Genomic DNA, 19,843 nt, shown 5'->3' on the forward strand with positions numbered 1-19,843 from the left:
AGGTGTTGTATATAAATATGATGAATCGTTATACCGTATGAGAAAAGACCATAGAGGAATAGTTGGGAGAGTGCGAATAAGTGTCTACTTTAGTCAAAAATTTAATAACGTATTAAAAGATGGATTATCTTTTAATTGATTAATCGGAATGAAAATGAAAACAGAAATGCAAGAATTCATGGATGCCTTAAAGGCAAGGACTCCGGGAGAACCCGAATTCCATCAAGCGGTAGAAGAGGTTATTGAAACCGTATGGGATACCTATCAGGCTAATCCTAAATACAAGGCTAATAAAATATTGGAGAAAATGGTAGAACCCGAAAGAGTGATTATGTTCCGGGTGCCCTGGATCGACGATAAAGGAGAGGTACAGATCAACCGGGGCTATCGGGTTCAATTCAATAGTGCAATCGGACCTTATAAAGGGGGAATTCGTTTTCACCCGGCAGTAACGCTCGGTACGTTAAAATTTCTGGGTTTCGAGCAGACTTTTAAAAACTCTTTGACAACTCTTCCCATGGGGGGAGGTAAGGGGGGATCGGACTTTAACCCGAAAGGAAAATCTGATAACGAAGTGATGCGGTTTTGTCAAAGTTTTATGACAGAACTCTGTAAATACATCGGCCCTGATACGGATGTTCCGGCAGGGGATCTTGGCGTAGGCGGACGCGAAGTCGGGTATATGTTCGGGCAATACAAGAGAATCCGTAACGAATTTACCGGAGTTTTGACCGGAAAACCCTTTGAGTTCGGTGGCTCTCGGGTACGTCCGGAGTCTACGGGATACGGTACGGTTTATCTCGCGCAACATGTGTTGGCTTCCAAGGGAGAGAAGATTGCCGGTAAGGTTGTTGCTCTTTCCGGTTTCGGTAATGTTGCCTGGGGGGCAGCTCAGAAATTGGTTCAGTTGGGGGCTAAGGTTATTACGGTCTCAGGCCCTGACGGATATATCTACGATGAAAAGGGATTGGACCAGGAGAAAATTAACTATTTGCTTGAACTGCGGGCAAGTAATAACGATGTCGTAGAGCCGTATGCGAAAAAATTTGGAGCTCGGTTCAAAGCCGGTAAAAAACCTTGGGAGGTTAAATGTGATATCGCTTTTCCTTGTGCGATCCAGAATGAGCTTAATGGAGAGGATGCCAGACAGTTGGTTGCTAACGGTTGTCGACTAATTGTAGAAACCTCAAATATGGGATGTACTCCGGAGGCCATACATTATGCTAATGAACATATTACTTTTGTTCCCGGAAAGGCGGCTAATGCCGGCGGTGTGGCAACTTCCTGTTTAGAAATGAGCCAGAATGCCATGCATTACAGCTGGCCCGCCGAGGAGGTAGATGCCAAATTATCACAGATCATGAAAGATATTCATGATACCTGTCTCAAATACGGCAGGGAAGGAGATAAGGTGAATTATGTGAAAGGAGCTAATATCGGAGGTTTTATCAAGGTCGCAGAAGCCATGTGTGCCCAGGGACACGTATAATTTGTAGATTGAAGAATCGTTTATATTGAATATTGTTGGGAACAAGCGGTCGTATCGACCGCTTGTTTTGTTTCGATGGAAAATTTTAAACCTTTTATTTCATTCTACGTTTGATAAGGTATGAATTTGATAAGATAATAATGAAAAGAGATAAGAAAAAATATTCGTTACCCGAAGAGGAACGAGACAATCGTTATTCGAAAAGCGATGATGCCCTGAATGCCGAATACAATGAGATTCTGGAATCTATTTTGGAGAACAATGATGAAGATGCGAAGGATAACATGTCTGATTATATGGATGAATTGAGGGAAGAATCTGCTGCTCTGGATGATTTTGAGAAGCAATCGTAGAGGTTATTTTGCGAATGCTCCCAAACCGAAGAGGGCAAAATCATAACGGATCGGATCGACGGGGTCGAACTCCCGAAGACGGCAAGTTAATTCAAGTACCGCTTGTCGATCGTTTTGCGATCGAGTTAAAAGTCCTAATTGTCTGCTGACATTTCCGGTATGCAAGTCCAATGGAATAAGAAGGGCGGAAGTAGGGATCTCCTTCCATAATCCGAAATCAATTTCATCCCGACGGACCATCCAGCGCAGGAACATATTAATCCGCTTGGCTGCAGATCCCTTTTCTACGTTGGCAATATGACGCAGAACTCTGGGATCCGCCGGAGAAGACGTAAATATCGCATGCCATTCCGCCAATACGTCGAACATATCCGGATGTTGTCGGTAAGCTCGGGAAAACAGACCCTCTAATCCACCGTAATATTTATAAATGCGGGATAGTGATTTGAAAAAGTAGATACAATCGTAATCATTGAAAGTGCGGTGCTTAAAACCGGATAAACAGGAGTAATCGGCATCCGTCGCGTGGAGGACAAAGTCGTAGGGAGCGTAATCCACTCGTTTCATCAACTCTTTGCATTTTTTGATAATAGTCGGTCGTTGACCCCAGGCTAATGTGGCTGCCATGAATCCGGCAATTTCAATGTCTTCCTTTTCCTCAAAAAGTTTAGGGATTTGGATGGGATCCGTTTCGATAAAAAAATCGGATCTGCAATACTCAATGTATTTCTCGTCAAGAAGTTGTTTAAGTGCAGACATAGTTGAAATTATTTTCAGTTTTTATTAATCGCTCAATCACCTAATCACTCAATCACTCAATCACTCAATCACTCAATCACTCAATCACTCAATCACTCAATCACTCAATCACTCAATCACTTAAATCTTCTCCCCTCTCAGCATCTCCCGTTTTCCCGGGGGACCGGGAAGGCGTTTCAGTTTAAATCCGAGATTGCGGAGGGCTCTTTTCACGGTTCCTTTCACACAATAGGTTGTAAGAATTCCTTCCGGTTTTAATGCTTTGTAAAACTTGGCGAACATATCTTCCGTCCACAAACGGGGCTGTACGTCGGGGGCAAAGGCGTCAAAAAAGACAATATCGAAATATTCTTGGAAGTTGACTTCTTCAAAATCTGCCTTGTGTTTATGGAGCGTGAAATAGGGCGTGACGACAACATCCTCGTTCCAGGGGGCATTATGTAATCGTGCGAATAAAGATGCGTTTTCCGGAGCGAAATGATCCGGATAATTAAGTTGTTCCACTTCGTCAGGGGTCAGCGGATATTTTTCAAAGGTATGGAATACCACGTTCCTTTGATTTTCACGGGCCTCCATAAGTGTCAGAAAAGCGTTTAACCCGGTTCCGAATCCGGCTTCCAGGATACGGATATTCTTTTGACCGTAATGGACTATTCCGGCTTTAATAAATACGTGAATCGATTCCTGTATCGCACCGTGAATAGAATGATAGGGCTCATTCAAATCAGGTATATACAGGGTATTGCTGCCGTCTTCCGTCGTGATGATTGCTCTATCCATCCTTTAGCACAACTCTTGACGCAGAAGATTTGCGAATTCGATGACATCATTTTCCGTGGTGTCGAACGAACAAACCCATCTCACTTCGGCGGCGTCTTCATCCCATACGTAAAAAAAGCATTCATTTTGAAGTTTGGAGATTTTTTCTCTCGGAATAATGGCGAAAATTTCATTCGCTTCCACTTTTTGCGTGATGTTTACGGAGGGTATCTGTTCTGCGGCATTGGCCAGTTTTTGTGCCATGGCATTGGCATGAGCCGCTGATTTCAACCATAAATTATCTTTTAACATGGCGGAGAACTGGGCGGCAATAAAGCGGGATTTAGAGTGTAATTGCATCAATTGCTTCCGGATATACTTAACCTCTTTCGACATTCGTGTATTGAAAAAAATGACGGCTTCCCCGAACATCATACCGTTTTTGGTTCCACCGAAACTTAACACGTCAATCCCCACTTCTTTGGTTATACTGGCCGCGGTGCATCCCAGATAGGCTACGGCATTGGCTAATCGGGCTCCGTCCATGTGGACATACATATCGTGGGCATGGGCGAAATCGCAAATTTCTTTCAACTCCTCATGCGTGTAGACGGTTCCGAGTTCCGTGCATTGGGTTAAAGAGATTATTTTCGGTTGGGAGTGATGTTGATCGTCGAATCCATGCATATGGTTATGAATCAGTCCCAAGGTGAGTTTCCCGTCATACGTCGGAACGGTTAACAGTTTACTTCCGGTCTGTTTTTCGATAGCCCCGCACTCGTCCACGTTGATATGGGCTGTTTCTGCACAAATGATGGCATTATACGAATGTGCGAATGCCGAGAGGCTCAAAATATTGGCTCCCGTTCCGTTGTAAACGAAATAGACGTCTATATCGTCTCCGAACAATTGTTTGAAATCTTTAACGGCTTTCTCCGTGTATTTGTCTTCCCCGTAGGAGTGTTGATGTCCGAAAGCCGATTCTTCCAGTGCTTTGAAAACTTCCGGTAATACTCCGGAGAAGTTGTCACTACCGAAACCTCTAAGTCCCATGAATAGAAATTGAATTAAATGGTTAAAGGAAAATGATCCGAACGAACGGAATATAAAAAGACTACCTCAAAACAGATTTGAGGTAGTCTCTGATATTGAATTATCCCAAGAAAGACAATAATATACCGGCGGCTACGGCAGAACCGATAACTCCGGCGACGTTGGGTCCCATGGCATGCATCAGCAGGAAGTTACCCGGGTTGGCTTCCTGGCCTACGTTTTGTGATACGCGGGCAGCCATCGGAACGGCGGAAACTCCGGCGGAACCGATCAACGGATTGATCTTGTTTTTGGTAAACAAGTTCATGAATTTTGCAAGTAAAACTCCACCGGCACTACCGATACTGAAAGCCAGAATACCGATAACCAGAATAGCCAGTGTCTGGAAATTCAGGAAAGCGGCGGCAGTCGTAGTCGCTCCGACGGAAATTCCTAAAAATATCGTACAGATATTCATCAATTCGTTTTGAACCGTTTTGCTCAAGCGTTCGACCACACCGCATTCGCGCATCAGGTTACCCAGCATCAGACATCCGATTAGAGGAGCAGCAGAGGGTAAGAGTAACGATACGAAGATGGTTACGACGATCGGGAATACGATTTTCTCTTTTTTGGAGACTTTACGCAATTGTTGCATTACAATTTCCCGTTCTTTCTGGGTTGTCAGAGCTTTCATGATCGGCGGTTGGATCACGGGAACCAAGGCCATATAGGAATAAGCCGCTACCGCGATAGGGCCAAGTAACCCCGGAGCCAGCTTAGACGTCAGGTAGATGGCCGTAGGGCCGTCGGCTCCCCCGATAATACCTATGGAGCCTGCTTCCGCGTAAGTGAATCCGAGTGCAAGGGCTCCCAAGAATGTTGCGAAGATTCCGAGTTGGGCTGCCGCACCTAACAGAAAACTTTTAGGATTCGCCAATAGCGGACCGAAATCCGTCATTGCCCCGACACCGATAAAAATGATACAGGGATAAATCCCTAATTTTACTCCTAAATAAATGTAATCCAGCAAACCTACATTATTGTAGTTTGCGAAATTGCCCCAATGTACGTGTCCTCCTTCAAAGAGTTCCGGATGGTATAGTCCTGCCCCGGGCAAGTTCGTCAGCAACATCCCGAAAGCGATGGGTAACAACAACAAGGGCTCGAATTTTTTAACAATGGCTAAATAAAATAGTACGCAAGCTACGACTATCATGACCAGACATAACCAGTTCCCGGAATAGAGATGTGCAAATCCTGTGTCATTTAAGAATTTGGTCACTTTTTCTCCCATATCGATCTCTTCTGCTCCGGCAGCAAAGGGTATGATAAATATTCCGAGTAATAAGGCTATCTTTAACAGGTATTTTTTTACTTGTTTCATTTTCAAATGTTTTACGGTAATTAAGCCAATTCAACAAGTGGGTCGTCCTGTGAAACACTCTGACCTACGGTAACATGAATTGTTTTCACTTGGCCGTCGCTACTTGCCACGATGTTATTTTCCATTTTCATGGCTTCCATCACAAGCAGGCAATCTCCGCGTTTCACCTGACTGCCGACTTTAACACTGATTGCGGATATCGTACCGGGAAGCGGTGCTTTAATCGTGTTGGTTTTGTTGGACGCCGTATTTTGCGCCGGACTCTTGTACGTGGTCGATGTCGGTATTGCCGCGGGCTTGCGGGGTACGGCGGTAGGAGCAACCGTATTCCTACTTTCGTAAGTTACGTCATAAGATATCCCGTTCACCTCAACCGTGGCCTTGTTATGGTCCGTTATATTGACAGTTACGTCGAAGTTATTTTCGTCTATGGTGATTTTGAATTTATTCATAATCTGTTTATTTTACTTATTAAGATTTCTCATGCCATAAATTTTAGAGCTCCACGGAGAATAACGTTTTTCAACCTCTTCGATCGTGATTACATGAGGCTCTTCGTCATGAGAGTTAAAATATAGATGCATAGCCATGGCAACGGCAGCTTGTTCGTGTGGGGTCGGATGGGTATCCGTCGTCACAACTGTTTTTTCCGGTTCTTGAACCGCTTTGGTGGCATGATCTTTCACTTGATTCGCGATCCTGGTCTGTAAATTAATGATCCAGATCAAAAGAACCAATAATAGAAACACTGTCAGCATTCCCACACCTGTAATGAGGAGAGCATAACCCCAGTTTATTGCTAATGTGATCATATGGCTTACAACGGTATATTTGAATGTTTCTTCATCGGGTTAACGACGCGCTTGGTCTGTAAAGACTGGAAAGCGCGGATAATGCGGAAACGCGTATTACGCGGGTCGATGACATCGTCGATGTATCCGTATGAAGCGGCTTTGTACGGGTTTGCGAAGGCCGTGTTGTATTCCTCTTCTTTTGTGGCGACGAACTTAGCTTTTTCCTCCGGATCGGAGATGGCGGCTAACTCCTTGCCATACAACACTTCAATGGCACCCTTGGCTCCCATAACGGCGATTTGTGCCGTCGGCCAGGCGTAATTGAAATCTCCCCGCAATTGTTTACACGACATCACGTCGTGAGCACCACCGTAGGATTTCCGTAAAGTAATGGTTACTTTCGGTACGGTTGCCTCGCCGTAAGCAAACATGAGTTTTGCCCCGTGGGTGATGATACCGCCGTATTCTTGCATGCGTCCCGGTAAAAATCCCGGTACGTCAACCAAGGTTAACACGGGAATGTTGAAACAGTCGCAGAAACGCACGAAGCGGGCTGCTTTGCGGGAGGCTTCGATGTCAAGTACTCCGGCGTAGAAATTCGGCTGGTTAGCGATTACACCGACGGAACGTCCTCCCATGCGGCAGAATCCGACAATGATATTCCGTGCATAACGTTTGTGAACTTCCAGGAATTTTCCGTTGTCCACGATGGCTTCGATAACATCCATCATGTTATACGGTAAATTCGGGTTATCGGGTATCAACTCGTTTAACTGGTCTTCCAAACGATCGATCGGATCATTGCATGGAACGATCGGGGTTTCTTCCAAGTTGTTAGAAGGCAGGTAAGAGAGCAAATCGCGGATAATAGCGATTCCCTCTTCCTCGTTTTCTGCCAGGAAATGAGAAACACCGGATTTCGTTGAATGAACTTCCGCACCTCCTAATTCTTCGGTCGTGATGTCTTCTCCTGTTACGGTTTTTACTACCTTCGGACCGGTTACGAACATATAAGATGATTGGTCGGTCATCAGAATGAAGTCCGTCAACGCGGGAGAATACACGGCTCCTCCGGCACAAGGACCGAATATGGCGGAGATTTGCGGAATTACTCCCGACGCCAGGATGTTCCGTTCGAAAATTTCGGCGTATCCGGCTAAAGAGTTAACACCTTCTTGAATACGGGCACCGCCTGAGTCGTTCAATCCGATAATAGGAGCTCCCACGGTCATGGCTTTATCCATCACCTTGCAGATTTTTTGAGCTAACGTTTCGGAAAGTGCTCCACCGAAAACCGTGAAGTCTTGAGCGAAAACAAATACGAGACGTCCGTCAATTGTTCCCTGACCGGTCACCACGCCGTCTCCCAAAAACTTGGTTTTTTCCATGCCGAAATTATAGCAACGGTGTGTTATGAACATATCGAACTCTTCGAAACTGTTTTCATCCAGCAACATGGCGATTCTTTCTCGGGCGGTATATTTCCCTTTCTTGTGCTGGGATTCTATTCGCTTTTCCCCTCCGCCAAGTCTCGCCTGGGCTCGTAATTCGATTAACTCTTTGACTTTATCTTGATTGGTCATAGTATCAAAATTTATATAGGCTGATTATCTGAAAAAATTATTTTGTCCCGCAAAGTTCCGTCAATACTCTGAACGTTGATTTCGGGTGAAGGAATCCGATTCTTAGTCCTTCTGCACCTCCGCGGGGTGCTTTGTCGATTAGCTGACAACCTGCAGCTTGTGCATCGTTCAATGCGGTTTGAACATCTTCAACGGCGAAAGCTATGTGGTGCATACCGCCTCCGTTTTTTTCCACGAATTTACCGATAGGGCCTTCCGGATCAGTCGACTCCAGTAATTCAATTTTTGTCTGTCCCACTTTGAAGAAGGCCGTTTTTACTTTTTGATCTTTTACTTCTTCAATTGCATAGCATTCTAATCCCAATACTTTTTCATAAAATGGAATGGCTTCATCCAAACTGGCAACGGCAATGCCAATGTGCTCGATATGAGTTGGTTTCATCGTGATAAAATTTAATTAATTAGATATTATGTTTAATCTTAATTTGTTTTCCACACATATTTTTAGAACTTTTTGTCTGCTAAAAATACAAGGTGCGAAATTACTGATTGTTATTGCGATTTTCAAACAATTTGATGTTGATTATTCTTAAAAAACGATGTTTAGAATCGTTTTAAATAAACTGCAAAAAATCAATGGTTTCCTTCTGTAACTCTTTACTTGATAAATACGTAAATCTTAAAAAATGAAATAAAAAATAAGAGATCATGAGTAGACAGAAATTAGTTGTTTTTATTATGGCGATCATCGGAATGATAGCTACTTTTTTACCTTGGTACGAAGTAAACCTTTATGGTTCGATTATGGGATATCAGTCGGCGGGTTGGTTCACGTTCATTATGTTTGCCGTCGCTTTTTTATTGGGGCTGAGGGGAAAATTGAGAGAAGATATGGGTGTGGGTTGGGTATACATCGGTTCGGGTTTCAGTTTGGCCGCGGCTTTTGTGGTGTTATGGCGCATTATCGTTATTTATTTGGATAAGGAGGGGGCTGCGACGACATTGACCGGGGAGATGATGGCGGAGGAAGTACGGGTTTTGTATGGCGCTTATCAGGTAGTCATTGCCGGAATATGTCTTCCTTTCGGGGCATTTCTTTTTCAGCGGAAAAAATGAAGAAAATAAATAAATTCCGGGATCGGGGGACTTGGAGAGTTAAAGAAGAACTCAATTCCCTGATCCCGGAATGGTTGTGTTTAAAAAGAGAGGAATTTGTGATTTTGGAAATAAATTTTTTCATCTATTAAAAAAAATCAGTACCTTGTCGTCTCATTTCTGACGTTGAAAATTATTCATTAAAATAACAATAAGATATGTTTGATAAAAGCGTGTATGTTAGTAGAAGAAAGCGACTTATCGAGAAAATGAGTAGCGGTTTGATACTTATTCTCGGTAATGGAGAAGCCCCTGCGAATTATACGGATAACACCTATAAGTTCAGACAGGATAGCTCGTTTCTTTATTTTTTCGGGTTGAATTTGCCCGGTTTTGCCGGGGTGCTGGATGTAGATTCCGGTAAAGAGTATATTTTCGGGAACGATGTGGATATGGACGATATTATCTGGATGGGCCCCCAACCGACCGTGAAAGATATGGCCGCTGGTGTCGGAGTCGCTGATACGGCACCTTTTACCAAATTAGCTGATTGTTTGAAGGAGGCGATAGCTGCCGGACGCAAAATTCATTTCTTACCTCCTTATCGGTATCGAAATAGGATTATTTTGGAGGATTTGCTGGGCATTCATCACTCTTTGGTGAAGAGTTATGCTTCGTTAGAGTTGGTTAAGGCTGTTATCTCCTTGCGTTCCGTGAAAGAACCGTGTGAGATTGATGAAATTAACCGGGCTTGTAACATCGGATACGAAATGCACGTGACAGCGATGAAACACGCTCAACCGGGAGTGAAAGAACAGTACATTGCCGGCTTGATCGAAGGTATTGCCGCTTCTTACGGTAGTATGGTCTCTTTCCCTGTTATTTTATCTCAAAATGGAGAGACCTTGCATAATCATGACCACAGTAAGATATTGACGGAAGGACGCATGATGCTGACGGATGCCGGGGCCGAATCGGTTATGAATTATTGTTCGGATTTTACGCGTACCGTACCTGTCGGAGGAAAATTTAACCAGAGGCAAAAAGAGATTTATAATATAGTACTGGCTTGTAATAATAAGGCCATGGAAATTGCCCGTCCGGGAGTGACTTATCAATATGTACACCTGGAGGCCTGCAAGGTATTGGCCCAGGGGTTGAAGGATCTCGGATTGATGAAAGGAGATGTGAATGAGGCGGTTGCTGCCGGTGCGCATGCCTTGTTCATGCCTCACGGTTTAGGTCATATGATGGGGTTGGACGTGCATGATATGGAAGATTTGGGGCAGATATACGTGGGATACGATGAGGTTACCCGTCCGATTAACCAGTTCGGTGCTTCTTCTTTACGGATGGGAAGAATGTTACAACCGGGTTTTGTTATTACGGATGAACCGGGTTGTTATTTTATTCCGGCTTTGATTGATCAGTGGAGAGCACAAGGCATGCATGAAGATTATTTAGTGTATGATAAGATCGAAGCTTATAAAGATTTCGGGGGTATTCGTTTGGAGGACGATATCCTAATCACGGAAAACGGTTGTGAATGCATGGGAGATCGTCGTGCTCCGATTACCGTTGAAGAAGTCGAAAATACTATGCAAATGTAAATTTAAAATCGTATAATATGAAGTTTGTTATATCAAGTAGCACTTTTCTTTCTCGGTTGCAAGCGGTGAGTCGCGTCATTAGCGGAAAGCCTGCTCAGCCGATTCTGGATAATATTTTATTGGTGGCTAAAGACAATAGGTTGTATGTTACCGCATCCGATAAAGAAACTACCATGGAAGCCCGTGTAGAGTTGGAACAATTGGAGATTCCCGGTAGTATTACCATTCCTGCTAAATTATTGTTGGATATATTGAAGGAGTTTCCGGAACAACCCTTGACTTTTGATATCAATGAGGCGACTCATAAAGTAACAATTATTTCCGACAAGGGCGAGTTTTCCGTGATGGGAGAGAGTGCGGAGGATTATCCGGTACAATCCGGTTTGGATGAAAATTCGGTCGCGTTAGTAACCAATTGCGGCATGTTGTTAGAAGGGATCTCCAAGACCGTTTTTGCAACGGCGAACGACGATCTCCGTCCGGTGATGAACTGCATCCTGATTGAGATGAACGCCGAAAATTTCACTTTTGTCGCTTCTGACGCTCATAAATTGGTACGATACAAGCGTTTCGATGCTCGCACGGATGGAGAGCAACGGGCTTTGATCCTGCCGAAAAAACCCTCTTTATTATTGAAGAATATTCTACCGAAAGATGATAGCGAATTGAAAATGCAATTCAATGAAAAAATGGCCTGTTTCATTTTCGGAGATTACAAGATGATATGTACTCTTGTGGAGGGACGTTTCCCTAATTATAATTCGGTTATTCCTCAAAATAATCCCAAGAAAATTATTATTGAGAAGAAAGAGTTGTATAATACCCTGAGAAGGGTCTCCGTGATGGCTAATCAAGCCAGTAATTTGGTGAAATTCGATTTGACAAGAGGTTCGATGGTTATCTCGGCTCAGGATGTGGATTATGCTATGTCCGGACACGAAACGATCTCGTGCCAATATGACGGAGAGGAGATGGCAATCGGGTTTAAATCTCCTTTCGTGTTGGAAATCTTAGCTAATTTGAATACGGAATATTTTGTATTGGAGTTATCGGATCCGAGTCGTCCCGGTCTCTTCCTGCCTTATGAAAGCGATAATCAGGATGAGGATTTATTGATGCTATTGATGCCGATGATGGTATAATAGCTTATTTGAAATTTAAATTGGAAGTTTGTGAAGTTAAAACTGACCTGCCCGATCGTTTTCTTTGATTTGGAAACGACGGGTATTAACATCGCCAAGGACAAGATTGTTGAAATATCTGTTTTGAAAATTCACCCTAATGGGAAAGAGGAACAGAGGACCCTCCGGATTAATCCGGAGATGCATATACCAGAACAAGCGACAGCGATTCACGGTATTAAGGACGAAGATGTAAAGGATTGTCCTGTTTTTAAGGAAGTAGCCAAAGAGTTGGCCCGTTTTATTGAAGGATGTGATCTGGGAGGATATAATTCGAATCGTTTTGATATTCCTCTGCTTGCAGAAGAGTTTTTGAGGGTGGGAGTGGATTTTGATATGCGCAGACGCAGATTTGTGGATGTACAAACTATTTTTCATAAGATGGAACAACGTACGTTGAGTGCGGCTTATCGTTTTTATTGTGATAAGAATTTGGAAGATGCACATACCGCTGCGGCGGATACCTTGGCTACTTATGAAGTATTGCAATCTCAATTGGAACGTTATGAGGGGCAGTTGGAAAATGATATTAATTTTTTGAGTAAATTTTCGTCGCAAAGTAATAATGCGGATTTCGCCGGTTTTATCGTGTATGATGAGAATGGGGTTGAGGTATTTAATTTTGGAAAAAATAAGGGAGTTCCCGTACTTCAGGTGTTGAAAGAGCAACCGGGGTATTTTGCCTGGATGCTGAATAGTGAATTTCCATTGTATACGAAAAAAATATTGACTGAAATTAAATTAAGAAGTGCCGGATTAATGAAGTGATTCGTATGAATAGTATAGAATACGTATAATTAGTAAAAAACGTTCGATGGCACTATCGAACGTTTTTTATTTCAAAATGTGTATAGATGAACTTTTTATGGTTTATTTCGTATTGTATATATTTGGGTGAAATCTTTATCTGAATTTTTGCTTTATTTCGTTAATTGGGATTCTGGCATGGAAGTTGTAAAGACGTAGCCCTTGTAGTAAAGAAATGGATTAATAACTAATAATAATTTGTTTTATGAGGTGTAAATGGGCAATTGTAGGTTTATACGTACTTCTGGGCATCTCTTGTAAAGGGAAAAAGGATAATGCGGCTCCCGATATTATCCGTCCAGTGAAGGTTGTAAAAGTAGAATCGTTAGATGCTATCAATAAGGTGTATACGGGGATCGTTGAGGCGGAAGAATATAGCAATCTGGCTTTTAAAGTATCGGGTCCGTTAATTGAAATGAACGTGGAAGAGGGACAGAAAGTAAAGAAGAATCAAATCATCGCACGGGTAGATCCCTTGGATTATCGGTTACAATACGAAGCGAATAAGGCTGCCTATTTGACGGCCAAATCTCAATTGGAGCGAAATAAGAAATTATTGGCTATGCAAGCCATTTCCAAACAAGATTATGAGATAGCTGAGGCGAATTACATTAAAGGAAAATCGGCTTATGAAACTTCACAAAATACATTGGAGGATACGAAATTGAGAGCTCCTTTCGACGGGTTCGTGGAAAAAAAATTCGTGGAGAATTATCAGAAAGTGATGCCGGGAGAGTCTATTATAAAATTGGTGAATCCCCGCAAATTAGCTGTCAGTTTTACCTTACCGGAGACAAGTGTGGATTTGACTCGGGTACCGATGACGGTAACGGTTGAGTTTGATACTTATAAAGGGATTTGGTTTAAAGCCCGAGTAAAAGAGTTTATCGATGCTTCTCCTGACGGGACGGGTATTCCTGTAAAATTGTCCATTGATGATTCTCGTTTTTCCAGGGATATACATACTATTTATCCCGGGTTCTCCTGTAAAGTTAACTTGAAGATCGAAACGGCAGTAGCAGGTAGTTATATCGTGCCGATGAGTGCTCTTTTTAAGGATTTGAACACGGGTAAAACATGCGTGTGGTTATACAACGCGACTTCGGAGACGGTAAAGAGTCAGGCGGTGGAAATCGGACAATTGATCGGTAATGACAAGGTGATCGTGGAGAAAGGATTAAATAGCGATAATATCATTGTAGTAGCGGGTGCTAACTATATCACGGAAGGTCAGAAAGTAAAAATATTAAAATAATAAGGAAAAATTATGAATATAGCAAAATATTCGCTGGATAACACGAAGGTAATCTATTTTTTCCTGGCCATATTGATGATCGGAGGCGTTTTGTCGTTTGATTTATTAGGGAAAAAAGAGGATTCTCCTTTTGTAATTAAAACGGCAGTGATTATTACGCAGTATCCGGGAGCGACACCCGCTGAAGTGGAACAATTGATCACGGAACCTATAGAACGGGAAATTCAGTCTATGCGGCGTGTGCATAAAATAAATTCGGAGTCTTTTTATGGAATGTCTAAAATTAAAATTGAGTTGAGTCCTGCGACCCCTCCGGATGAAATGCCTCAGATGTGGGATGAATTGAGGCGTAAAGTATTGAACATCCAACCGAGTCTGCCTCAGGGAGCTTCTCAAATTAGCGTATCGGATGATTTTGGAGATGTATTCGGCATATATTACGGTTTGACGGCTGACGAGGGATTTAGCTATCACGATTTGAGAGAGTGGGGACAAAAATTGAAAACTCAATTGGTGACGATAGACGGTGTGCAAAAAGTGGCGCTGTTCGGGGAACAAACGGAAGTTGTAAACGTTTTTATAACGATGTCTAAATTAGCTAATTCCGGGTTAAATCTAAACACGTTGATCAATACTATAAAATCCCAGAATTCACTTATCAACACGGGGGTAAAGAGGGCTGGGAATATTGAATTGAAAATCCTTGCCGATGGAACTTATAAGACTTTGGACGATATCCGGAATCAATTAATTGTGACAGAAACCGGACAGCAAGTTCGCTTGGGGGATATCACGATCGTGGAAAAGGGGTATCTGGATCCGCCCTCCAGTTTGATTCGGGTGAATGGTAAACGGGCTATAGGAATCGGTATCTCTACGGTACCCGATATGGATGTGGTAAAGGCCGGAGAGAAGGTGAAGGCTAAATTGAGCCAGTTGGTGGAGATGATGCCGGTAGGTATCGAATTGGTAACTCTTTATCCGGAGAATGAAATTGCAAGAGAAGCAAACAACGGATTTATTTTAAATCTGATAGAGTCCGTCGTGATCGTTATTCTGATTATCCTGCTCGTTATGGGAACTCGAGCAGGGGTGTTGATCGGTTCTTCCTTGTTATTTTCCATCGGCGGAACCATGTTAATCATGCAATTCATGGGTGTAGGATTAAACAGGACCTCTTTGGCGGCTTTTATTATTGCCATGGGTATGTTGGTCGATAATGCCATTGTCGTCACCGATAATGCCCAGATATTGATAAAAAAGGGAATGAGACGGCGAGATGCTCTGATAAAAGGAGCGACCTCTCCTCAGTGGGGATTGTTGGGGGCGACCTTGATAGCAATCTTCTCCTTTTTACCCCTCTATCTCGCTCCTTCGGCAGTAGCGGAGATGGTAAAGCCTTTGTTTATCGTGTTGGCTGTTTCTCTGGCATTGAGTTGGATATTGGCATTGACGCAGACGACTGTATTCGGTAATTTTATCTTGAAAGAAGGAAGCGGTGAGGCGGTGAAGGATCCTTATGATACGAAATTTTATAATAAATTCACCTCTGTATTGCGAGAATTGATACATCATAAGGTATTAACGCTTGTTACCGTGATTATATTGTTTTTCGTTTCGCTTTATATTATGGGGGCCATGCCTCAAAACTTTTTTCCGAATATGGATAAACCCTATTTCCGTGCAGATTGTTTCTTGCCGGAAGGGTATAGTATTCGGGAATCGGAAAAAATATTGATGGAGATAGAGGGATATTTGATGAAACAGAAGGAGGTGAAAAATGTCTCCTTAACAGTGGGCAGTTCTCCGTTACGTTATTATTTGGCCAGTACCTCTTTCGGTCCGAAATCGAATTTCGGTAATTTGTTAATAGAAGTGGACGATAAGTCTGATTCTCCTATTTTAGAGGAGAGATTGAATGCTTATGTCCGGGAAAATTATCCGGATGTATTGATCCGTTCTTCTCTGTTTAAACTTTCTCCGGCCGTAGAAGCCTCTATTGAAATCGGTTTTATCGGGGACAATATAGATACCCTGGTCGCTTTGACCAATCGCACCATGAAAATCATGCGGGAAACCGGAATGGTCACTGATGTGCGGAACAGTTGGGGAAATAAGGTGCCGGTTTGGGAGCCTGCTTACTCTCAGGAGAGGGGACAACGGGTGGGAATTACTCGACAATCCGTTGCTTACGCGTTGAAGATTGCAACCAATGGGTTAGCGCTTGGGGATTATCGGGAAAAAGACCTGTTTATGCCGATTTTATTGAAAGAGGATGGATTGGATACCAAGAATCTCGATAATATGAAAACCTTACCGGTATTTACTTCGAAAGGTTTGACCGTCCCGTTGGCTCAGGTTGTGGATAGTTTTGCTTATGATTATAATTTTAATGTTATCAAGCGTTATAATCGGGATAGGGTAATGATGGCCCAATGCGATGCGAAAAGAGGAGTAAATACGAAAGCTGCTTTTGCCAAGGTCTTAAGCAAGGTGAAGCAGATGGATCTGCCGGAAGGCTATGCGATGAAGGTTTTTGGAGAGGAGGAGACGCAAGAAGAATCAAATCAGGCTTTGGCTGCTAACATGCCACTGACCTTGATACTGATGTTTATCGTGCTTTTGTTGCTGTTCCGTACTTATCGAAAACCGACGGTCATTTTACTGATGGTTCCGCTAATCTTTATAGGTGTCGTTTTTGGATTGTTAGTGATGGGGAAAATGTTTGACTTTTTTGCCCTGTTAGGCGTGTTGGGATTGGTTGGAATGAATATAAAAAATGCTATTGTGCTGGTGGATCAGATAGGAATAGAACAGGAAAACGGTTTGGCTCCTTTGGATGCTGTTTTGCAGGCTACAAAATCCAGGATCGTACCGGTGACGATGGCTTCAGGAACGACTATCTTGGGAATGCTGCCCTTGTTGTTCGATGCCATGTTCGGGGGAATGGCCGCTTGTATCATGGGCGGATTATTGATAGCCAGTTTATTGACCATAGTCGTATTGCCGGTGACTTATTGTTTGATTTTTAGAATAAAAGTAAGATAGGGCGTGGTATCCCGATTTTTGAGGTTTCAGGGTCGGGAGTCACCGTCTAAATTCATAAACAAAAAAATATGAAACAATTTATTTTGAGTATATCGATCCTGTTGACTGCTATTACGGTGAACGGACAAGCGTTGACGCTGACCTTGGAACAATATCGCCAAAAGGTATTGGAGTATAATCAAGATGTAAAGCAGTCGAGGGAAGCTGTAAAAGCTGCCGTTTCCGCTTTGAAAGCGATCAAGACAGGTTTTTTTCCCAAGGTCCAGATAGGAGGAGATTATTCTTATCAATTCGAGGATGTGGAGTTTATGCAGGGGATTGATATGAAGCATAATAATTATTCCGCCACCGCAACGGCTTCCCAGAATATATATTCCGGAAGCGGAGTGAAAAAGCAACGGGATGCAGCGAGATTGCAGGAAGCTATTGCGCGGTTGAGTGAGGATTTGACAAGGGATAATATTGTTTATGCCGCAGATTTGAGCTATTGGTCGGTTGCTGCTAACGAAACCCTTTATCTGATATCGGAAGAGTTTGTATTGATTGTACGTGAGTTATACGATATCGTGAATAAACGTTTCGATGAGGGTGCGATAAGTAAAACAGATGTATTAATGGTAAAGACACGGTTAAAGGAGGCCGAATTACAGTTGTCCACGGCTGGCATGAACTTTAAAACAGCCATGCAATCGCTAAAGATTATGATGGGAGTTACTTTGGAGGAGACGGTTGTTGTCATTGATTCTATTCAGAAACCGATGGTTGTTCCCGCGTTACAGCCTGTTGAGACGGCCTTGAAACGTCGCCCTGATTTTCTGATCGCCATGGAAAACCTGAATCTGGCGAAACAACAAACAAAAATAGTGCGGGCAAAATATCTTCCTCAGTTCAGTATCGGCTTAAAAGAGGCATGGGGAACACCGATGATTAATGTAGACGGCAAAGAGCGTTTTACCACGGTAGCTTTTGCTAAATTGAGTATGCCTGTATTCAATTGGGGGGAGAAACGTCACTATGTACAGCAGAATCGAGCCATGGAGGTTTATAAGGAATTGGAGATCAGTAAAGTGGAAGATCAGATTAAAGAGGAGTTAGCTAATGCCTGGGTGAAGTTGAATGAATCGGCCAAACGAGTGGAGATAGCACAGTCCACCTTGGATATTTCCCGGGAAAACTTAATGTTAAATACATTTAGTTATAACGAAGGAAAGTTACCGATATTGGATGTGCTTTCATCCCAGGCGACCTGGTTGCAAGCATATACGAGTGTGGTTTCCGCGAATTATCAGTACAAGGTGGCCTTGGCGGAATATGTCAAAATATTGGGAGGGTACGAGTGACTTAGGGAGCGGAGATTCACGGTTTCGGATTTGAGGGTATTACGATTAGAAAGATAGGGATAAGGTTTTTATAGTTTGAGTACTACCTGTAAATAGAATTGAATTCCGGCATCGCCGTGATCTCCTTGAAGGGAGACAAAATTAACCTTACATCCGTGTCGTCGGAACGATTGAAAGGCATGTTCGGCATTTAGGTAGGGTACGTACGTATCATCGGGAGAGTGCATCAGCGTGATGGAAGAGTTCGGAGTCCAGTCAACAAGAGAATTTTGTTTTAAAGCTCTTTCCAGTTTCTTTATGGAGTTGTTTTTCTCCGGCAAAAAGAAAGCAGGCGATAAAATGTTTTCCAACCGATGACCTAATCGGGAGTTTATTTCCGGTAAATCTTGTTTTCCGTCAAAGAGGGAAATGACCTGATCGGGAGAGATGAAAATCTCGTTCCAAGCTAACTGCAAATGGTTACCCGTGTTTAAACCGAGGAGGAGATAGGGTATAAAAGCGGGTTGGGAGATATAATTTTGGTTCAAAAAACAGTTGTAGGTAGCTTCCAAATCATAAGCACCTCCTCCTGCAAAAGTTTGTTTGACTTTTAGGTCGGTAGCGGGTATTTCTTCGATTTTCTTCAATAAAGCGAGAGTGGCGTTTCCTCCTTGTGAATATCCCATCAGGGAGATCTCTTCAGGGACGGGAAAACGAATGGATTGCAGGTACTCTTTGCCGGCCCTGATCATATCTATGCAGGACTGGGCAGTACTGTTGCTGTGAAAGAAAGGATGGAATAGATGTTCCGTTTCTCCGAATCCGATGTAGTCCGACATAAAAACGACTTGCTTAAAGAGAACGGGAGCAAGCTCGAAATGGAGAAGTTGGCGGGAAGGAGCTTGTGATTTTAAAAACAGAGAAGAGTGTTGTACGCTGGTAACTCCCGTTATTTTTTTGTTGGAAGGATAAGCGATAACACCGGACGCAATAATGTCCTGATTCTTGGAGTCCTTTGTCCGGTAACGTATGGCCGTGACATGAATATTCTGTAAAAGAACGGATAAGGACGAATAACGAATGAAAATTTCAGGATATCTGTTTTTTATCTCGTCAACGGAAAATTCTTTTTCCTGGATGACCGATACAAAGTAGTGGGGAGAGACAGATTCTTCATCTTTGGAGCAGGAATAGAGTAATATGAGTCCGATAACCGAAAAGAGGAAGAATTCTTTCATAATGTATATTTTTCATATGGATGCTCAAATATAATAAATTATATAAATTCAGCATCGGATAAATTATCGGGTGAAGGGTAAGATTTTTATTTTTCGTTCGGATCATTCGTTCAAAAATGGAAATAATCGCGGGA

The 19,843-nt window shown here is 42.8% G+C and carries 18 protein-coding genes; 9 read left to right on the forward strand and 9 right to left on the reverse strand.

What is annotated here, in order from left to right; all coding sequences use genetic code 11:
- Positions 1-154: 154 nt before the first annotated feature.
- Together gdhA and BN3283_RS03070 are read left to right on the forward strand one after the other, a co-directional pair.
- Entirely contained in the window at positions 155-1,489 is a 1,335-nt protein-coding gene (gdhA, locus tag BN3283_RS03065; protein WP_059025766.1) for an NADP-specific glutamate dehydrogenase, read from the forward strand.
- Positions 1,490-1,629: 140 nt separating this feature from the next.
- Positions 1,630-1,842 (forward strand): hypothetical protein, encoded by a 213-nt coding sequence (locus tag BN3283_RS03070; protein ID WP_059025603.1) that lies wholly within the window; start codon positions 1,630-1,632, stop codon positions 1,840-1,842.
- A 3-nt stretch (positions 1,843-1,845) separates the two neighbouring features.
- Here the strand turns inward: BN3283_RS03070 and BN3283_RS03075 are convergent, their stop codons facing one another.
- The 8 genes from BN3283_RS03075 to mce all read right to left on the reverse strand — a co-directional run bounded on the left by BN3283_RS03075 (position 1,846) and on the right by mce (position 8,598).
- The gene (locus tag BN3283_RS03075; RefSeq protein WP_059025604.1) at positions 1,846-2,601 is read right to left on the reverse strand and encodes a TIGR02757 family protein; all 756 of its coding nucleotides are present in this window, start codon (positions 2,599-2,601) and stop codon (positions 1,846-1,848) included.
- Positions 2,602-2,721: 120 nt separating this feature from the next.
- Positions 2,722-3,381: a tRNA (5-methylaminomethyl-2-thiouridine)(34)-methyltransferase MnmC2 gene (mnmC2, locus tag BN3283_RS03080; protein ID WP_041502165.1), complete on the reverse strand. Its 660-nt coding sequence runs from the start codon at positions 3,379-3,381 to the stop codon at positions 2,722-2,724.
- Positions 3,382-3,384: 3 nt separating this feature from the next.
- Positions 3,385-4,413 carry a threonine aldolase family protein gene (locus BN3283_RS03085; protein WP_041505387.1) on the reverse strand — a complete coding sequence of 343 codons (1,029 nt, stop codon included), beginning with the start codon at positions 4,411-4,413 and terminating at the stop codon, positions 3,385-3,387.
- A gap of 100 nt (positions 4,414-4,513) precedes the next feature.
- Positions 4,514-5,779, reverse strand: coding sequence for a sodium ion-translocating decarboxylase subunit beta (locus BN3283_RS03090; RefSeq protein ID WP_041502163.1), 1,266 nt, complete (start codon positions 5,777-5,779; stop codon positions 4,514-4,516).
- Positions 5,780-5,799: 20 nt separating this feature from the next.
- A complete protein-coding gene (locus tag BN3283_RS03095; RefSeq protein WP_041502162.1) occupies positions 5,800-6,231 on the reverse strand; it encodes an acyl-CoA carboxylase biotin carboxyl carrier protein subunit in 432 nt (143 codons plus the stop codon).
- Positions 6,232-6,243: 12 nt separating this feature from the next.
- The gene (locus tag BN3283_RS03100) at positions 6,244-6,591 is read right to left on the reverse strand and encodes an OadG family transporter subunit (RefSeq protein ID WP_041502161.1); all 348 of its coding nucleotides are present in this window, start codon (positions 6,589-6,591) and stop codon (positions 6,244-6,246) included.
- 5 nt (positions 6,592-6,596) lie between these two features.
- Positions 6,597-8,156, reverse strand: a complete 1,560-nt coding sequence (locus tag BN3283_RS03105) for an acyl-CoA carboxylase subunit beta (protein ID WP_059025605.1) — start codon at positions 8,154-8,156, stop codon at positions 6,597-6,599.
- A gap of 37 nt (positions 8,157-8,193) precedes the next feature.
- A complete protein-coding gene (gene mce, locus BN3283_RS03110) occupies positions 8,194-8,598 on the reverse strand; it encodes a methylmalonyl-CoA epimerase (protein ID WP_041502159.1) in 405 nt (134 codons plus the stop codon).
- 266 nt (positions 8,599-8,864) lie between these two features.
- On the opposite strand from mce, the gene BN3283_RS03115 reads away from it, so the two are divergent.
- The 7 genes from BN3283_RS03115 (at position 8,865) to BN3283_RS03145 (ending at position 18,492) form a co-directional block, all read left to right on the forward strand.
- Positions 8,865-9,272 carry a hypothetical protein gene (locus BN3283_RS03115; protein ID WP_041502158.1) on the forward strand — a complete coding sequence of 136 codons (408 nt, stop codon included), beginning with the start codon at positions 8,865-8,867 and terminating at the stop codon, positions 9,270-9,272.
- 197 nt (positions 9,273-9,469) lie between these two features.
- Positions 9,470-10,861 (forward strand): aminopeptidase P family protein, encoded by a 1,392-nt coding sequence (locus tag BN3283_RS03120; RefSeq protein WP_059025606.1) that lies wholly within the window; start codon positions 9,470-9,472, stop codon positions 10,859-10,861.
- A 17-nt stretch (positions 10,862-10,878) separates the two neighbouring features.
- Positions 10,879-12,003 carry a DNA polymerase III subunit beta gene (dnaN, locus tag BN3283_RS03125; protein ID WP_059025607.1) on the forward strand — a complete coding sequence of 375 codons (1,125 nt, stop codon included), beginning with the start codon at positions 10,879-10,881 and terminating at the stop codon, positions 12,001-12,003.
- Positions 12,004-12,033: 30 nt separating this feature from the next.
- Entirely contained in the window at positions 12,034-12,810 is a 777-nt protein-coding gene (locus BN3283_RS03130) for a 3'-5' exonuclease (protein ID WP_059025608.1), read from the forward strand.
- A 244-nt stretch (positions 12,811-13,054) separates the two neighbouring features.
- Positions 13,055-14,104, forward strand: coding sequence for an efflux RND transporter periplasmic adaptor subunit (locus BN3283_RS03135; RefSeq protein ID WP_059025609.1), 1,050 nt, complete (start codon positions 13,055-13,057; stop codon positions 14,102-14,104).
- Between the two features lie 12 nt (positions 14,105-14,116).
- Complete coding sequence (locus tag BN3283_RS03140; protein WP_041502153.1) at positions 14,117-17,152, forward strand: efflux RND transporter permease subunit; 3,036 nt, start codon at positions 14,117-14,119, stop codon at positions 17,150-17,152.
- A 68-nt stretch (positions 17,153-17,220) separates the two neighbouring features.
- The gene (locus BN3283_RS03145; protein WP_041502152.1) at positions 17,221-18,492 is read left to right on the forward strand and encodes a TolC family protein; all 1,272 of its coding nucleotides are present in this window, start codon (positions 17,221-17,223) and stop codon (positions 18,490-18,492) included.
- 68 nt (positions 18,493-18,560) lie between these two features.
- Here BN3283_RS03145 and BN3283_RS03150 read toward each other — a convergent pair whose 3' ends face one another.
- The gene (locus BN3283_RS03150) at positions 18,561-19,709 is read right to left on the reverse strand and encodes an alpha/beta hydrolase family protein (protein ID WP_059025610.1); all 1,149 of its coding nucleotides are present in this window, start codon (positions 19,707-19,709) and stop codon (positions 18,561-18,563) included.
- Between the last annotated feature and the right edge of the window lie 134 nt (positions 19,710-19,843).

Source organism: Gabonibacter massiliensis (assembly GCA_001487125.1).
Lineage (GTDB): Bacteria > Bacteroidota > Bacteroidia > Bacteroidales > Marinifilaceae > Gabonibacter > Gabonibacter massiliensis.